This is a genomic window from Gordonia sp. C13 (assembly GCF_023218005.1).
GTDB lineage: Bacteria > Actinomycetota > Actinomycetes > Mycobacteriales > Mycobacteriaceae > Gordonia > Gordonia namibiensis.
Window position 1 is genome coordinate 32,760 of sequence record NZ_JALPSY010000010.1, and the last position, 15,024, is coordinate 47,783.

Annotated in this window: 18 protein-coding genes and 2 pseudogenes; 3 read left to right on the top strand and 17 right to left on the bottom strand. The window is 66.3% G+C overall.

Annotated features, from left to right (window positions below):
• Window positions 1-7 precede the first annotated feature (7 nt).
• The 10 genes from M1L58_RS10465 to M1L58_RS10510 form a co-directional block, all read right to left on the bottom strand.
• On the bottom strand, window positions 8-1,453 hold the full coding sequence (locus M1L58_RS10465) for a sigma 54-interacting transcriptional regulator (protein WP_248658846.1): 1,446 nt from the start codon (window positions 1,451-1,453) through the stop codon (window positions 8-10).
• 40 nt (window positions 1,454-1,493) lie between these two features.
• Window positions 1,494-2,069, bottom strand: coding sequence for a TIGR03086 family protein (locus tag M1L58_RS10470; protein WP_248658847.1), 576 nt, complete (start codon window positions 2,067-2,069; stop codon window positions 1,494-1,496).
• A 3-nt stretch (window positions 2,070-2,072) separates the two neighbouring features.
• Complete coding sequence (locus tag M1L58_RS10475) at window positions 2,073-2,567, bottom strand: SRPBCC domain-containing protein (protein ID WP_248658848.1); 495 nt, start codon at window positions 2,565-2,567, stop codon at window positions 2,073-2,075.
• Window positions 2,564-2,947, bottom strand: coding sequence for an ArsR/SmtB family transcription factor (locus M1L58_RS10480; protein WP_248658849.1), 384 nt, complete (start codon window positions 2,945-2,947; stop codon window positions 2,564-2,566). Before M1L58_RS10480 ends, M1L58_RS10475 begins: the two co-directional genes overlap by 4 nt.
• A gap of 58 nt (window positions 2,948-3,005) precedes the next feature.
• Window positions 3,006-3,293, bottom strand: coding sequence for a hypothetical protein (locus M1L58_RS10485; RefSeq protein WP_248658850.1), 288 nt, complete (start codon window positions 3,291-3,293; stop codon window positions 3,006-3,008).
• A 105-nt stretch (window positions 3,294-3,398) separates the two neighbouring features.
• Window positions 3,399-3,602 carry a hypothetical protein gene (locus M1L58_RS10490; protein ID WP_196775876.1) on the bottom strand — a complete coding sequence of 68 codons (204 nt, stop codon included), beginning with the start codon at window positions 3,600-3,602 and terminating at the stop codon, window positions 3,399-3,401.
• A 136-nt stretch (window positions 3,603-3,738) separates the two neighbouring features.
• Entirely contained in the window at window positions 3,739-4,158 is a 420-nt protein-coding gene (locus tag M1L58_RS10495; RefSeq protein ID WP_248658851.1) for a tautomerase family protein, read from the bottom strand.
• Window positions 4,159-4,186: 28 nt separating this feature from the next.
• Entirely contained in the window at window positions 4,187-4,858 is a 672-nt protein-coding gene (locus M1L58_RS10500) for a zinc-binding dehydrogenase (protein WP_248658852.1), read from the bottom strand.
• A 230-nt stretch (window positions 4,859-5,088) separates the two neighbouring features.
• Window positions 5,089-5,316 carry a hypothetical protein gene (locus tag M1L58_RS10505; protein ID WP_248658853.1) on the bottom strand — a complete coding sequence of 76 codons (228 nt, stop codon included), beginning with the start codon at window positions 5,314-5,316 and terminating at the stop codon, window positions 5,089-5,091.
• The gene (locus M1L58_RS10510; protein WP_248658854.1) at window positions 5,309-6,334 is read right to left on the bottom strand and encodes a zinc-dependent alcohol dehydrogenase; all 1,026 of its coding nucleotides are present in this window, start codon (window positions 6,332-6,334) and stop codon (window positions 5,309-5,311) included. The genes M1L58_RS10505 and M1L58_RS10510 overlap by 8 nt, the downstream gene beginning before the upstream one ends.
• 218 nt (window positions 6,335-6,552) lie before the next feature.
• On the opposite strand from M1L58_RS10510, the gene M1L58_RS10515 reads away from it, so the two are divergent.
• On the top strand, window positions 6,553-7,467 hold the full coding sequence (locus M1L58_RS10515) for an AraC family transcriptional regulator (RefSeq protein ID WP_248658855.1): 915 nt from the start codon (window positions 6,553-6,555) through the stop codon (window positions 7,465-7,467).
• Here the strand turns inward: M1L58_RS10515 and M1L58_RS10520 are convergent.
• A complete protein-coding gene (locus tag M1L58_RS10520) occupies window positions 7,443-7,691 on the bottom strand; it encodes a hypothetical protein (RefSeq protein ID WP_248658856.1) in 249 nt (82 codons plus the stop codon). The two genes, M1L58_RS10515 and M1L58_RS10520, sit on opposite strands and share 25 nt — an antisense overlap.
• Window positions 7,692-8,030: 339 nt before the next feature.
• Here M1L58_RS10520 and M1L58_RS10525 point away from each other — a divergent pair, with 339 nt between their 5' ends.
• Window positions 8,031-9,539, top strand: coding sequence for a flavin-containing monooxygenase (locus tag M1L58_RS10525; protein ID WP_248658857.1), 1,509 nt, complete (start codon window positions 8,031-8,033; stop codon window positions 9,537-9,539).
• A gap of 88 nt (window positions 9,540-9,627) precedes the next feature.
• Complete coding sequence (locus M1L58_RS10530; RefSeq protein ID WP_374112697.1) at window positions 9,628-10,275, top strand: alpha/beta hydrolase fold domain-containing protein; 648 nt, start codon at window positions 9,628-9,630, stop codon at window positions 10,273-10,275.
• Here the strand turns inward: M1L58_RS10530 and M1L58_RS23340 are convergent.
• The 6 genes and pseudogenes from M1L58_RS23340 to M1L58_RS10560 all read right to left on the bottom strand — a co-directional run.
• Window positions 10,180-10,428: pseudogene (locus M1L58_RS23340) on the bottom strand (hypothetical protein); the annotation flags it as partial. The gene M1L58_RS10530 and the pseudogene M1L58_RS23340 overlap by 96 nt on opposite strands.
• Window positions 10,317-10,823 (bottom strand): annotated as a pseudogene (locus tag M1L58_RS23605) (TnsA-like heteromeric transposase endonuclease subunit); the annotation flags it as partial. The pseudogenes M1L58_RS23605 and M1L58_RS23340, both read right to left, overlap by 112 nt.
• A 175-nt stretch (window positions 10,824-10,998) precedes the next feature.
• Complete coding sequence (locus M1L58_RS10545) at window positions 10,999-11,907, bottom strand: TauD/TfdA dioxygenase family protein (protein ID WP_248658859.1); 909 nt, start codon at window positions 11,905-11,907, stop codon at window positions 10,999-11,001.
• 261 nt (window positions 11,908-12,168) lie between these two features.
• Window positions 12,169-12,999 carry an ABC transporter ATP-binding protein gene (locus M1L58_RS10550; protein WP_248658860.1) on the bottom strand — a complete coding sequence of 277 codons (831 nt, stop codon included), beginning with the start codon at window positions 12,997-12,999 and terminating at the stop codon, window positions 12,169-12,171.
• Window positions 12,980-14,050 (bottom strand): taurine ABC transporter substrate-binding protein, encoded by a 1,071-nt coding sequence (locus M1L58_RS10555; RefSeq protein ID WP_248658861.1) that lies wholly within the window; start codon window positions 14,048-14,050, stop codon window positions 12,980-12,982. The genes M1L58_RS10550 and M1L58_RS10555 overlap by 20 nt, the downstream gene beginning before the upstream one ends.
• 6 nt (window positions 14,051-14,056) lie before the next feature.
• Window positions 14,057-14,926, bottom strand: a complete 870-nt coding sequence (locus M1L58_RS10560) for an ABC transporter permease (protein ID WP_248658862.1) — start codon at window positions 14,924-14,926, stop codon at window positions 14,057-14,059.
• Between the last annotated feature and the right edge of the window lie 98 nt (window positions 14,927-15,024).

Consider the following 15,024-nt stretch of genomic DNA (forward strand, 5'->3'; position numbering starts at 1 on the left):
TTCTCCCTCAGCCGTAGATGGTCTGGCCGGCCTCGTCGGCTTCCTTGCCGATCCGACGTGCCAGGAACAGACCCTCGAGCGCCAATTCGACGGCACTCGCCCGCTCGCCCTCGATGTCGGCGTCGAGACGCTCGGCGATCGCGTCGAGCACGGTGCCGGTGGTCTCGGGTGACGGGATCGAACCCAGGAAATCGCCGGCCCGGACACGGTCGCCGGTCACCACCGGTTCACCGTTCTCCAGCGCGTCGACGAGCGCTGCCATGTCGATCCCGCCGAGATGCGCCCGGACGGTGTCGGCGACGGACTTGCGCATGAGGTGCTCGAGGATCTCCAGTTCGCGCCCCTCCTCGCCGGACTCGAACTCGATCTTGCCGCGCAACACCTCGACCACCGACTCGAGGTCGACGACGCGCGCGACAGCCTGCTCCTCGCCGGTGACCGCCGCGCGGTGAAGTGCCGCTGCGGCAACGGTTTCGGCGGCCGCGATCGAGAACCGCGCGGAAACACCCGACCGCTGGTCGATGGACGGATGGTCGCGGGCGTATCGGGTGAAGCGTGCCAGGATCTCGGTGATGAAGGTCGGGACGCTCGCGGTGAGGTCGGCCTCCTGCTCGATGACGGCGACCTCGTCGTCGAGTTCGAGCGGGTAGTGCGTACGGATCTCGGCGCCGAAGCGGTCCTTCAGCGGAGTGATGATGCGTCCGCGGTTGGTGTAGTCTTCCGGGTTCGCGCTCGCCATCACGAGCACGTCGAGCGGCAGCCGCAGCGTGTAGCCGCGGACCTGGATGTCGCGCTCCTCCATCACGTTGAGCATCGACACCTGGATGCGCTCGGCGAGGTCCGGGAGCTCGTTGATCGCGACGATGCCGCGATGCGCGCGCGGGATGAGGCCGAAGTGGATGGTCTCCGGATCACCCAGACTGCGACCCTCGGCCACCTTCATGGGGTCGATGTCGCCGACGAGGTCGGCCACCGAGGTGTCCGGGGTGGCCAGCTTCTCGCTGTACCGCTGCGAACGGTGTCGCCACTCGATGGGCAGATCGTCGAGCAGGTTGGCGGCCTTGCGGATCGACGCCGGGGTGATCGGCTCGTACGGGTGCTCGCCGAGCTCAGAGCCGGCGATCACCGGCGTCCACTCGTCGAGGAGTCCGACGAGGGTGCGCAGGATGCGGGTCTTGCCCTGGCCGCGCTCGCCGAGCATCACGACGTCGTGGCCGGCGATGAGCGCACGTTCGAGCTGCGGGATGACGGTGGCCTCGAAGCCGACGATCCCCGGCCAGGGGTCGCGGCCCTCGCGGAGAGCGGTCAGCAGATTGTTGCGGATCTCGTCGCGCACGCTGCGCTGCACATGGCCGCTGGCACGCAGTTCACCCAGGGTGCGGGGTGACGGGTGGCGGGTTTCGGTCGACTGAGAACCATGGGTGGTGAAATTGTCCTCTGGCACGTGATCCACGCTACTCCGAGTTGTGATGTGCGTGCGTGGCGTACGGGGGTCAGCCGAGAGAAAGCGACCACCCCGGGTCTCGGCCGATGAACCCCATCAGACGGCTGACGGCGTCGGCGTCGGCCGGCACCTCGACCCGGGGTCCGTACTGGCCCGAGTTCCGCAGCAACTCGTCGATGGGGATCATCCCGTCGAGCAGCATCCTGGCGTAGCCGGGGTCGAGGTCCGGGGTGATGCCCTGCGACCGGGCGAGATCCCAGGAGTGCATGTACACGTCCGCGGTGTAGAACCGGTCGATCGCGTCGGCGAGGCGGTGCTCCCCCGCCATCGGGTGGGTGAACGTCTCCTGCGCCGACGGGCCGTCGAGGAGATCCTGCACGGCTGCGGCATGCGCCGACCATGCGCCCGCGGCATCGTCCGCGACCGCAGGCCCTCCCGGCAACCGCACACCGCCGGCGTCGAGGAACCCGGTGGACCAGTCGACGAGGTGTGCCACGACATCACGTGCCGCCCACCCGTCGACCGGTGCCGGGGCATCCCAGTCGGAGACGCCGACGATCACGTCGGCGAAACCGGCCGCGACTTCTCGATGCCGGTCGGCGGGGTCCAGTTCGGTCAGCGACATGGTTCAGATCTCGCCGGACTCGAGCAACTTGTCGAGGGCGGCGTACCCCTCGTTGACGCCGACCTCCATCCCCGACGACAACCAGGCGTCGCGGTCGGCGAAACTGTCGCACAGGGATTGGGCATGCAGGCGGGTCGTTCCGTCGCCGAGATCCTCGAACCACACCGTCTCCAGCGACACCTGATCCGGCATCCCCATCCACGTGAAGGTCTGCACGATCTTGTCCTCGCCGATGGTGTGGAAGCAGCCACGGAACTCGTGGTCCTGCCCCTCGTGGGTCGACACATATCGCCAGGCGCCACCGTCGCGGGCATCCCATTCGACGATCCGGCTGGAGACCGAATCCGGACCGTTCCAGCGGACGAACAGCTCGGGGTCGGTGTGCAGCTTGACGAGTTGGGCCGGGGTGCCGCGGAAGTCGCGGGTGATCCGGATGATCGGCACCTCCTTGTCGGCTTCGATCGCGGCCTCGGGGTAGCGGGTTGCGGTGGTGCTCATGACGCCTTTCCTTTCCTGGTTGTGTTCTCGTCCTCGACCTCGGGACGTTCCGCCTCGGGGCCGTCGTTCATCTCCGCGAGCAGTGCGTCGAGGCGCTGGTAGCGCTCCTCCGCCCGCTGCCGGTATCGCTCGATCCACTTGGTCATGAGGTCGAACACCTCAGCTTCCAGATGGACCGGACGTTTCTGGGCCTCCCGGGTTCGGGTGACCAGGCCGGCGTCCTCGAGCACTTTCAGATGCTTGGAGACCGCCTGGATGCTGACGTCGTACGGTTCGGCGAGCTGGGAGACCGTCGCGTCGGACACCGCCAGTCGCGCAACCATGTCGCGTCGGGTGGGGTCCGCGAGTGCGGCGAACACCTTGGACAGCTCGTCTGTCATTCCACGTCCTCCTCAACCGATTGGTTGAATACAACGATGCGCCCGCCCGGAACCATTGTCAACCCTTTGGTTGAATACGAGGCAAGAAAAAATCCCGCTGCCGGTTCGGCCCGTTCAGCGGGCAGAACAGCTGTCCGATCTCGTTGAACACTGCATTCAGGCCACTGCGGTTGCTGGGCTTTGCGAGGTTTATTGGGACATCCTGCTGCGGTTCGTTCGGACAAATCTTGCATTTTCGGTGGGTTGACGACCTATTCCCGTGGGCCGATGCCGCTGCAATATCGCTGCCGCCGGCCACGGCGTAGCCATGGACTTTGGCCCGACGGTAGGTTTCGCCGAGCGCCATAGCGAGAAAAAGTGGTCGGTGTTGGCTTTCATGGCGCGGAAATCCTTGACGGGGTCTCACACCGCGCCTTGATGGTCCTCACCACCTTCGGCGTACAGCTTCAGGTCATACCCGGCGCAGAATGCGCGGCCTTCGCCTTGCACGACGATCACCCGTACGGCGTCGTCGGCGTTTGGTTGTAGCGACTGCGGCGCTGATCTCCTGTGCCATCTGTGCGGTGATCGCGTTGAGCCGGTCGGGACGATCGAGTGTGAGGTAGGCGCGATGGTCGCGCGCCTCGTAGCGGACGGTGCTGCCGGTGAACGTCATTGTTCTGGTTCCTGGTCAGGTGGCGGGGTTTGGGCGGAATGTGACAGTTCCTGTGGTTTGTCACACCTGTTTGCGGGCGCCTGCATCCAGGCACGTCAGCTCGATGTCTGGATACCGGCGACCGTCGATGTAGCGGTTAGCTCTTCTTGGCCAGGGCGACGAGATCGGCGTGACGGAAGATTTGGCCGCCCACGGACCAAGTGCCGTCGCTCTGTTCGTTGATGAGCACCCACACTCGCAGCGCGTGTTCCGGTCCGAGACCGGCGGCGGCGAGAACCAGGCCAGTGACTTCCTTGGACAGCCCGGCTTTGCGTTCGTCGTTGAGCGCGAACTGGGGAACGGTCACATCGACCCGGAACCGGGGCTCGGTGTCGGCGGCGGTCACCTGGGCGCCTTCGGGGAGTTCGTGCAGGTAGGACCACCCGAGGGCCTTGAAGAAGTCGTTGTCGGGGGCGCCTTCCCACTTGAGCAGGGCGCGGGCTAGGTCCTGCTGGATGGTGGTGCGGCCTTGGTCGGTGAGGGCGCCGGCCGGGACGGTCAACTGAATTTGCGGCATTTCTTTCTTTTCCTTTGTTGTGGTGGTGCTAGTTGAGGTCGAGCGGGGGGCGGTGCAGTACGACTTTGGTGGTGCGTTCGGTGTAGGCGGTGGGGGCGTCGTTCCAGTCGGCGAGCAGGGTGGTGACACGTTCGGCTTGGAAACCCGTTTGGGCGATGAAGTCGAGTAACTCAGGCAGAACCGGCCGGACGTGGGAGACGCCGACCTGCAGGGTGGCGGAGGTGGCGTACATGTTCATGGCGGGAAGTTTTGTGGTGGTGCGGACGTAGTAGCCGGTGCCGACACACAGCCCACCGGGGGACAGGGCCCGGAGCCCTTCACGCAGACCCCTGCCGGTCGACGCCGCTTCGATGACGACGTCGTAACCCGAAAGTCCGGCTGCGCCAACGCGTTTGGCGACGTGGTGGGCGCGGGCGCCGAAACTGGCGGCGGTGGTGAGGCGGTCGTGGTCGTCGTCGGTGTAGTCGACGTCGGCACCGCGGGCTGCCGCGAGTCCGGCGGCGTAGAGGCCGATGCTCTTGCCGCCGCCACCGAGCACGAGCACCCGAGCGCCGGGCCGCTGCCGCAGACCGGGCACGACGGCACGCCAGGCGTCGGAGAGGTTGTCGCTGGCGGCGGCAACCCGCAGTGGGTTGACACCGGCGGGCACTTTGACGAGCACGTGGTCGGCGTTCGGGATGCGCAGAGTGTCGGCGACCATGCCACCCCACGGCCCGCACTGGGGGCCAAAGCCGAATGCGGCCAACGTCTTACCGGGGCTTTTCGCGCTCATGGTGGAGCATTTGGCGGTCAAGCCGCGCTGGCATTGTGGGCAGGTGCCGCAGGACAGCGCTCATGGCACGACCACCACGTCGCCCACCGTGAGGTTCGTGATGCCACTTCCTGTGGCGGTGACTTGTGCGATGCACTCGTGCCCAATCCCGAACGGACCTATGAATGGTCGGGTCCGGCGATGTGACCGATGACGGGATCGAGGAGTCCGAGTTTGAGTCCGGCCTGCATCGGGCGGGATACCGGCCGATGCAGCGGCAGCGTGTCACCGTCGCATCTGGCGGCGACGAACGGCCGAACCAGGACGTCGGTGTCGGCCTGCAGGGTCGGCGTGGGCTGCTCGAACCATTGCAGCCGGCCGGTGCGCAAGAAGGTCAGTTCACGCATCCGGCAGGGTGAAAATCGGTTTGTGGCCTGGGTTTTCGCCGGTGAGGATCTCTGGGATCTGTTCCCAGTCGTAGACGCCGCTGGTGACGAGCTCGGGTTTGATCGTTCCGGTGGCGACGGCTTCGACGATCGGGTCCATGCAGGGGCGCGCGTGGCCTTTGCCATTGTGGAAGTTCACGCCGCGCTGGTACAGCGAGAGCATTGGGATTTCGACGTCGGCGAAGTAGATGCCGACCGAGTTGACCCACCCTTCGGGGCGCACCGATACCAGGGCTTTGCGCAGCTTCTCGGGGTCGCAGGTGGCATCGACCGCGATGTCGTAGTGGTTGTCGATGGGGCCGTTGATGTCACGGACTTCGGCGCCGACCTTTTCGGCCACGGCCAGGCGCACTAGGTCGTCGTCGTAGAACACGACGCGCCCACCGGCGAGGGCGGCTGCGACCTGGGCGACGTAGAGGCCGATCGAGCCGGTGCCACCGAACACGGCGATCTCTGGGTTGGTGAGGCCTTCCTTGTGGCAGGTCGCGATAGTCGTTTCCCAGCCAAGAGCCAGGTTGTCTGACAGTGAGGCAAGGTGGATGGGGTCGACGGTGCCGGGAAGAGTGAGGCAGTTGTACGAGGCGTAGGGGACGCGAATCAGTTCGGAGAAGGTGGAACCCCACAGGCCGCGCAGCGGGAGGCCGTATTGGGAACCGGAGTGCTTCTTGCAGTTCGCTGGCAGTCCAGCCTTGCAGCGTTCGCAGGTGCCGCAGGCGATGTGCCAGGCCACCGACACCACGTCGCCGACGTTGAGGGTGCATTCGGAACCGACTTCGATGACGCGGGCGACGCATTCGTGACCGATCTGGAACGGGGCCATCATCGACAGGGGCACCTTCTCCTGGATGGTCCACTGATCCAGGTCACACGTGGTCGCCGAGATGGGGCGCACCAGGGCGTCAGTCGGGTCGACGATGCTGGGGTCCTCGACGTCGTCGAACCGCAGTTCGCGGGGGCCAACAAAGGTCACGGTACGCATGCGGATTGCTCCTGGTGTCGGGGACGTATCTGGCGCCCAGTTTCGCCGACTCAGACATAGCGGTTTGGCTTTGTGCGACAAATCTTTGTCTTTATGCGACATTCTTGGGGTGACTGTTGTGCGTTCGGCGACCCTGCGCGGTTTCCGCGAGGTCGTTACCGGCCTGGGTGGTGACCCGGTCGATGTGGTGTTGCGGTTTGGCCTGCCCCCCCGAATGCTTGGGCCAGGACGACATTCTCATTGATGCGCCCGCCACGACGGCCATGCTCGACGATGCCGCGGCCCAGCTGCGCTGTCCAGACCTTGGCCTGAAACTTGCTGCGGCGCAGTCTTTATCGGTGCTCGGGCCGTTGGCTGTCGCGGTCACGAACTCGCCGACGATCGGGGATGCGATCGAATGTCTGACCCGCTACATCTCGGTGCACAGCCGGATGGTCACCCTGTCCACCGAACCGGACCCGCTGGGCAAGCCCGACACCGTCGCGCTGGTGTACCGGCCGGCGGGCCGCTGCGGCCCGGTGCAGGCCGGCGACCTGGGTATCGGATCGGCGCACCGCGTCATCAGTTACCTCAATCGCGGCCCGTACAAGTTGCGCAGCGTGGAACTCCCGTACCAGCCCGCGGCCCCGGTGGCGGTGCACCGCGAGTTCTTCGGCGCACCAGTGCACAGTCGCCGGGTGCAGGGCGGCGTCATGCTCAGACTGGCCACTGGTGTGCTCGCGACGCCGCTGCGCGGGGTGGATGAGACCATCGGCCAACTCGCGCTGGCCTACCTCGCCCGCCGCAGCGCCACCGGTGGCCAGGACCACGTGTCCCGGGTGCGTACCGCCGTCCAAGAATCGCTGGGCACCGGCGCCGCGGACCTGAACGCGGTCGCCCGGCTCCTGCTTCTGCACCCGCGGACGCTGCAACGGCAGCTCGCGGCCGCGGGGTCCTCGTTCGAGCAGATCGTCGATGACGAACGTCGCGACAAGTCGCTGCGGTTGCTGGTCGGCACGGCGCTTCCGGTCGGGCAGATCGCGTCGATGATCGGCATGAACGAACACGCGTCGTTCACCCGTGCCGCGCGCCGCTGGTGGCAGACCACCCCGTCTCAGATGCGGCGGCGCTACGCTGAGGCCAGCGCGAAGTAGGCCAGGAATCGATATCTGTCACCGGCCCGGTGGTGGGACGTCGCTAGATACAAGCCGTCAGCCACCTCGACCAGTTCGTCGTGGAACCGGCGGACCCAGGCAGGGTTGCCATCCTGGTCGTGATCGAGGAGCACCACCGCGCGATCGGCGAAGGAGGATTGGCCGACCCGAGCGGTGAAGCGGAACCGGCGAAATTCCATCGGCCCAACGCCGAGTCTGTTCACCCCTGACACTGTCTTCGAAGCGCCTGTCGGCGGATCGAACGCCTTGCCCCGCCACGCGCGCAAGGCCTTGACCCCGGGCGCAGCCAGCTGCCCGGTGAGGACTGCGCCGTCAAGGACCCCGCGCAGCTGCCCAGGGTCGGGCACGACCCGGACGCGTGCAGGGCACGCAGATCTGCCCCGCGGAGGTCGGACAACTTCTTGCGCGCGGTATCCATGACGCAACTGTCTCAGTACGGCGATAGTCGTCCACAGCCGCCTCGATCCTCGCAGGTCTCGAGCTCGATAGATTGTCGCGCATAGACAATCAAATGTCGTATAAAGACAAATATCCTGGGACTGATGGGCGATCGTCGACGGATGACCATTCGCGAAACCGTGTCCGGGCCGCCGCTTCCGGCGCACGTCGACGTCCTCGTTGTCGGCGCCGGCCTATCGGGCATTGGGGCCGGCTATCGGCTGCAGACTGAATGTCCCGACCGGTCGTACGTCATCCTTGAAGCTCGCGACAGCCTCGGCGGCACTTGGGATCTGTTCCGCTACCCGGGTATTCGTTCTGACTCGGATATGTTCACTCTCGGCTACCCGTTCAAGCCGTGGAAGGACGCCAAGGCCATCGCCGACGGCGCCTCCATCTTGAGCTATATCCGCGAGACCGCCGAAGAGTTCGGCATTGACCGCCACATTCGGTACGGCGCCAAGGTCACCTCGATCGACTGGTCGGGCCGCGACCGACGTTGGAACGTCACCGTCGAGCGGGACGGACAGAGTGTCTCGCTGACGGCCGGATTTGTGTACGCGTGCGCCGGTTACTACAACTACGACGCCGGTCATGCGCCGGTGTTCCCGGGCCAGAACAACTTTCGGGGCCGGATCGTGCATCCGCAGTTCTGGCCCGAAGACCTCGATTACGACGGCAAGAAGGTCGTAGTTATCGGGTCCGGCGCCACGGCCGTCACGCTGATTCCCGCGATGGCCTCGGAGACGACTCATATGACGATGCTGCAGCGCAGCCCCACCTGGATCAGCGCGGTCGCCAGCCGAGACAAGAAAGCTGACTGGCTGCGCGAGCACCTTCCGGAGCGGCTCGCTCATCGCGCGGCGCGGGCTAAGAACGTCGCGTTCAACATCGGCTTCCACCAGTACTGCGAACGGTTTCCGAAACGGGCTCGCACCCTGCTGCAAGCGCAGACCACTCGCATCCTGGGCACCGACGCCGTCCAGGAACATTTCACGCCGACCTACCGCCCTTGGGAACAACGCCTGTGCGCAGCCCCTGGCGCCGACATCTTCAAAGCGATGAAGGCAGGTCACGCCGAGGTTGTCACCGACACCATCGAGGAGTTCGTGCATGAGGGCATCCGGCTGACCTCCGGACGCGTACTGCAGGCCGACATCATCGTGTCTGCCACCGGGCTGCAGATGTCGACGTTTGGTGGCATCGAACCCTGCATTGATGGGGAGCCCGTCGACTTCTCCGACGAGTACGTATGGAAGGGCGCGATGGTCTCGGGGCTCCCGAACTTCGCGTTCTGCATTGGCTATACCCGCCTGTCGTGGACGCTGCGCGCCGACCTGTCGTCGCGGTTGGTGTGCAAGGTGTTGAACTGGATGAAGTCGAAGAATTTCGACGCGGTCGCCCCGGTCGCTGACGATTCGATGGAAGCGCTGCCATTGTTCGGACTCACCTCCGGCTACGTGCAGCGATCGGTCGGAGCATTCCCGAAACAGTCCACGAGCGCGCCTTGGAAGATGGGACAGAACTACGTGTTGGACGCCATTTCCACACTGCGTAATGACTTCGCCCGCACCCTCAAACCCGTGGCGAGGGCAGACCGCAATGCCGCTTGATGCCGCTCTTGCGGCGTTCCTCCGCCGGATCGCGGCGGCCGCGTATCCGCCGTTCTCACAATCGAGCCCTGAGGTCGCGCGCGCTGCCATGCGCGCCTTCACCGTCGGCGCAGTGCCCAGCGCGCTGCGTCACCAGGTCGGCGCGGTCGAAGCCATCGACGCGGGCGGCCGGCCGGCTCGCGTCTACCGGCCCGACGGGCAGGGACTGCTTCCGACCCTTGTGTTCTTTCACGGGGGCGGGTTCGTGCTCGGCGACCTGGATACCCACGACCAGCTGTGCCGGCGCTTTTGTTCCGGCGCCGACGCTGTGGTGGTATCGGTCGATTATCGTCTTGCACTCGAGAACCCATTCCCTGTCGCGGTCGACGACGCATCCGATGCCCTGACCTGGGTGTGCGACCACGTTGAGGACTTCGGTGGTCTGCCGGTTGTCGCCGTGGCCGGTGACTCCGCGGGCGCCACTCTTGCCGCGGTCCTCGCCCAAAATGAGGCGCGCGTCGCGGCCCAGATCCTGATCTACCCCGCCGTCGACCCGTTCGGTCACTACGTTTCCCGAGACCTGTTCGCCGAGGGCTACTTCCTCCTGGCCGCCGTACGTTTCGGGGATTTCGAGTCCGAGGAAGCCGTGCTCGCCTGCGCTGAGCCAAAACTCGCGCGGCAGCACCTTCTGATTAATGTAGGTCTCGGCGTGCGGGAGCACGTCACGGCGAACCCAGGCGGGACGTCGTGGCGCTGATGCCGGTAGCCCGACAGCCAGCGCAGATTGCCTTGCAGCACCGGGTCCAGCCCGGCGACCAGCCGATACTCCCAACCCAACCGCTCGCACACCCGCTCCGTGACGGCGAACTTGGCCAGGTCCCGTGGCTTTCGCCGCTCGACCGGACGGCAGTCGATCACTATCGCGCCGCCATCGATACGGCGGGCGAAAAGGTCTGGCGCATGCGACACCGGCTTGCCCCCTGGGTCGGTCCAATGCAGCCAGAACGGTTGCGCCCCAATGCCGACCACCCGCTGGTCGAAATTCAGCAGCATCACATGATCGCGCTCCAGCCACGACTCGAACCCGACATGGCCGCCGGTCGTCGCGGACCACCACAGGCCACTCAAATGCCGCTGCCCTTTACGCGGCCGGAAACGCCGCACCGGCAGCCCCTCCTCGAACCCCACACCCGCGGCCGCATCGAGAGTGCACCGCTGCCACTCACCGCCGGCGGCCACCCACTCGACCTCAAAGCACCCGGGCACGGCCGCCGCAGCGGCCGCCCCGGCCAGAATCGCCGTCACGACCAGAATGCTCCCCGATCAAACCACCGCAGCTACGCAGCGACTCGCACCCAACTGCAATCTCAACGCGGACACTGCAACATCCACTGCAAACTTCATCGGGACACTGCAGCCTTCACCCGTACGGGACAACAGCAGCGGGATCTCGAGTCGGCGTTCGGCTCGGGCAGCCGGCTCAGGCAGGTCCGACGGGCGCATCCCCGCGCAGCGTGATGCGGTGCATCACCCGGCGGTTGTCGCCGTAGTCGCGGTTGGCGTAGTGCAGGGTGTTGCGGTTGTCCCACAGCACCAGGTCACCGAGACGCCAGCGGTGGCGAACGATGTGCTCGGGCTTGGTGATGTGCGCGTAGAGCAGGTCGAGGATGCCACGGCTCTCGGCCTCCGAGACGCCCTCGATGTGCGAGGTGAAACCCGGGTTGACGAACAGCGACTTGCGGCCGGTCTCCGGATGCACCCGCACCACCGGATGACTCACCGGCACGAGCTCGGTGACTTCCTTGCCGTCCCAGGTGTTTCCGCGTCCGTCCCGGCGCTGCTTGAGGTAGTAACCGAATTCGCGGCTGCCGTCGTGCACGGCGGTCAGCCCGTCGACGAGGCGCCGGATCGGCTCGGACAGAGACAGATACGCGAGTTCGGCATCGGCCCAGTTGGTGTCACCGCCGTTGCGCGGCAGCACGACCGGACGCAGGATCGAACCCATCGGCGGACGCGGCATGAACGTCACGTCGGTGTGCCAGACGTCGGCGAAACCGTTGTCGGCACTGTCGAGTTCGTAGACCTCGTCGGGCACGTCCCCGCTGTCCCACACCGGATGACCAAACGTCAGGTCGCCCATACGATTACCGAACTCGATGTGCGACGCGTCGTCGAGCTGCTGGTTGCGCAGCACGACGACCTTGTAGTCGATCAGGGCCTGGCGGATGGCCCGGACCTCGTCGTCCGACGCCGTGGCGATGTCGAGGCCGCGGATCTCGGCACCGAAACTGGGGCCGAACTCGTCGATGTCGAGTTCGACCCCCGAGGAGACGATGCCGCCGGTCGGAGCGGACGTGCGGATGTCAGAGACGGGATGGGAAACGGTCATGATGATTCCTTCTCGAGGATGACTGGGAGTGGCGAGGAGCGACAGCCGCCGGCGGGGATCCGTGGTGGGATCCGTCGGACCAGTTCATCGAGTGGACCGTCATCAGACGCATCGATTCCGTTCCGTCCGCCGGCCCGATACACGACATGCTCGACGAGCAGTCGTGATGCGGGGCGGACGGCGCGAAAACGGACACCCGTACTTTCTAATCCCCCGTCACCCGCTCGGACAGGGTTCGGCCCAGGGTGAGAAAAACAACTCCTAGACCGCCGCCCTCTTGACCGCGGCGCTCACCTCGGCGCGCAGCGCGGCGTACTCGGGCGAGACCCGGAGCTCCTCCGGCGTCGCCCCGGTCCGCGGGAGCGGCGAGGTCAGGTCGAGGGCCACCTGCCCCGGCCGCCGGCTGAGCACGACGATCCGGCTGCCGAGAAAGGCTGCCTCGTCGGCACTGTGGGTGACGAACACGTTGGTCCGTCCCGAATCCGTGCTCACCGCACGCAGATCCTCCTGCAGCCGTTCGCGAGTGAGCGCGTCGAGTGCCGCGAACGGTTCGTCCAGCAGCAGCAGCGACGTCTCGGCGGCGAGTGCCCGCGCGATGGCGACGCGTTGCTGCTGACCGCCCGATATCTCCCAGATCCGCCGGTCTGCGGTGTCGTCGAGCCCTACGCGGTGCAGCAACTCGTCACGGCGAGCCGCCCGCTGCGCCTTGGGAACCCGCGCGTACTTGAGGGCGAGGTCGACGTTGCCGCCGACGGTCCGCCACGGGAACAGCCGGGGTTGCTGGAAGACGACGCCCGCGGTGACACCCGGGACGGGCGCTCCCCCGGACACCTCGACCTGCCCGGAGGTCGAGGACTCGAAGCCCGCGATCAACCGGAGCAGCGTCGACTTCCCGCATCCCGAAGCCCCGACCAGGACGAGGAACTCGCCCGGCGGCACCTCGAGGTCGACCGGACCGACGGCGGTGACCGCGTCGGCCCCGGAGCCGTAGGTCTGCGTGACGTCGCGCAGACTGATCGATCCGGTCAGGTCGGTGTCCGACGCCCCGAGACGGCCGGCCTCGACGACCTGGCTACTGCTGTTCGACGACACCCGGCAGGCCCTTGGTGTAGATGGCGTCCTGGAAGGTCTTCAGCGGCGGCGCCGATGGGATCTGCTGCTGCTCGGCGAGGAACTCGGCGGCACTGTGCAGGTTCTCGGCGAGGTTGCCCGGGTTGCCCTCGGTGCCGAGCCAGGTCGGCGAGGTGAGTTCGGCGACCGTCAGGTAGGTGCCCTGCTTCAGCTGGTCGGCCGCATCCTCGGGTGTCGTGTTGAGCTGCGCGGCAACCGCTTCGGCGGCGGCCTTCGGGTCGTCCTTGATCAGGGTGAGGGCGCGCGCCTGGACCTTGCGCCAGGTGTCGACGACCTCCGGATGGGCGTCGGCGAACTCCGTCGAGACGACGCCGAGGTCGAGCGTCGGCTTGCCCGCGGTGGCGAGCTGGCGGCTGGCGATGATCGTCGTGCCGTCCTTGCGCAGTTCGTCGAGCGTGGGCAGCCAGGTGTAGACCGCGTCGACGTCGCCGCGCTGCCAGGCAGCCAGCGAGGCCTGCGGTTGCAGGTCGATCAGGTCGACGTCCTTGGGGTTCACGCCGGCCTGGTTCAACGCGGCGAGCAGGCTGTAGTGCGCAGTCGACGCGAAGGCTGTGGCGACGCGCTTGCCCTTCAGCTCGGCGACGGTGTTGATGCCGGTGCCGTTGCGAGCCACGAGCGCCTCGTTGTCGCCGGCGACGTCGAGCACGAAGACGACCTGGTACGGGATGTTCAGCGGCGCGGACAGGCCGCGGGCCACCGGGCTCGAACCGATCGCGCCGAAGTCGAGCTCCTTGGCGACGAAGGCGGTGTTGATGTCGGCGCCGGAGTCGAACTTGGTCCACTTGATGTTGTAGTCGGGCAGTGCTTCTTCGAGCCAGCCGTTGTTCTTGACGATCAGGTCGCCGCTCGGAAACGACTGGTAGGCGAGACGGATCGTCGGCTTGCTGCTGTCCTCGGAGTTGTCCACCGAGCACCCGGCGAGCACGAGCATCACTGCTGCCAGCACGCCGAGGAGGGCGCTCACCGAACGGGCTCCCCTACGGTTGCGCGCCCTCGTTGAGTTGATTGTCATTGCGTGTCAGACCTTTCCGCGCCACGGCACCACTCGGTGCTCGATTGTTCGAAGGAGCCCGTCGATGATCAGTCCGGACAGACCGATGGCGATGATGCCGACCAGGACGACGGGGGTGTTGTTGTAGTTGCTGGCGTCTTTGACCACGCCACCGATTCCGGGAATGCCGTTGAACAGTTCGGCGGCCACCACCGACGAATAGGCGATGCCGACCGAAAGCCTTATGCCGGTGAAGGTCTCGGGAAGTGCCGACGGAACGACGACGTCACAGATCACCTCGGCCCGGGAGGCCCCGAGCGCACGTGCGGCCTCGATCAGGGCCACGGGTGCTGCGGAGACCGCGGCGGTCGTGGCGACGGCCGCGGGCGGCAGCGCGGCGAGGGCGAGCAGGGTGATCTTGGGCGCCTCGTCGATGCCGAGCCAGATGACGAGCAGGAAGAAGTAGGCCAGCGGCGGCAACGCCCGCAGGAACGTCAACCACGGTTCGAGGAGACGGCGCAACCAGCCGACTGTCCCCATCGCCAGCCCGAGCAGGACACCGAGGACGACTCCGATCACCACACCCGCGAGGACGCGGCGCAGCGTCATGTACAGGTGTTCCCACCAGTAGTAGTCGGCGTATCCGCGAATCCCGTTGTGCGTCGTCGACATGTCGACGAACGCCTGCCACACGGTCCCCAGACGCGGGACGAATGTCTCGCTCCAGATGCCGCTGACGGCCACGAGCTGCCAGACGATCCCGAACACGAGCACCGACAGCAACGGCAGCCCGACGCGGGTGCCGATCGAGCGCAGACGCGACGATCCACCAGCTGATTTCGGTTCCGAACGGCCCCCCGGCGCGTCGTCGGGAACGATGTCCACGAACAAAGTCACCGTGCATGTCTAGACGTCCGGCATGTCCGGAACCAGAGTTATCCTCGCGGCGAGGAAAAAGGCTTCCGCATTGCCGAATTCCGGTCTCGGTGTGCTTT

Bases quoted from the DNA above. Each gene is read 5' to 3' on its own strand.
- M1L58_RS10490 (WP_196775876.1), bottom strand. From the start codon at position 3,602: ATGACGTTCACCGGCAGCACCGTCCGCTACGAGGCGCGCGACCATCGC.
- M1L58_RS10510 (WP_248658854.1), bottom strand. From the start codon at position 6,334: ATGCGTACCGTGACCTTTGTTGGCCCCCGCGAACTGCGGTTCGACGAC.
- M1L58_RS10525 (WP_248658857.1), top strand. From the start codon at position 8,031: ATGGGCGATCGTCGACGGATGACCATTCGCGAAACCGTGTCCGGGCCG.
- M1L58_RS10470 (WP_248658847.1), bottom strand. From the start codon at position 2,069: ATGTCGCTGACCGAACTGGACCCCGCCGACCGGCATCGAGAAGTCGCG.
- M1L58_RS10480 (WP_248658849.1), bottom strand. From the start codon at position 2,947: ATGACAGACGAGCTGTCCAAGGTGTTCGCCGCACTCGCGGACCCCACC.
- M1L58_RS10555 (WP_248658861.1), bottom strand. From the start codon at position 14,050: ATGACAATCAACTCAACGAGGGCGCGCAACCGTAGGGGAGCCCGTTCG.
- M1L58_RS10500 (WP_248658852.1), bottom strand. From the start codon at position 4,858: ATGGTCGCCGACACTCTGCGCATCCCGAACGCCGACCACGTGCTCGTC.
- M1L58_RS10505 (WP_248658853.1), bottom strand. From the start codon at position 5,316: ATGCGTGAACTGACCTTCTTGCGCACCGGCCGGCTGCAATGGTTCGAG.
- M1L58_RS10475 (WP_248658848.1), bottom strand. From the start codon at position 2,567: ATGAGCACCACCGCAACCCGCTACCCCGAGGCCGCGATCGAAGCCGAC.
- M1L58_RS10485 (WP_248658850.1), bottom strand. From the start codon at position 3,293: ATGGCGCTCGGCGAAACCTACCGTCGGGCCAAAGTCCATGGCTACGCC.
- M1L58_RS10530 (WP_374112697.1), top strand. From the start codon at position 9,628: ATGCGCGCCTTCACCGTCGGCGCAGTGCCCAGCGCGCTGCGTCACCAG.
- M1L58_RS10545 (WP_248658859.1), bottom strand. From the start codon at position 11,907: ATGACCGTTTCCCATCCCGTCTCTGACATCCGCACGTCCGCTCCGACC.
- M1L58_RS10495 (WP_248658851.1), bottom strand. From the start codon at position 4,158: ATGCCGCAAATTCAGTTGACCGTCCCGGCCGGCGCCCTCACCGACCAA.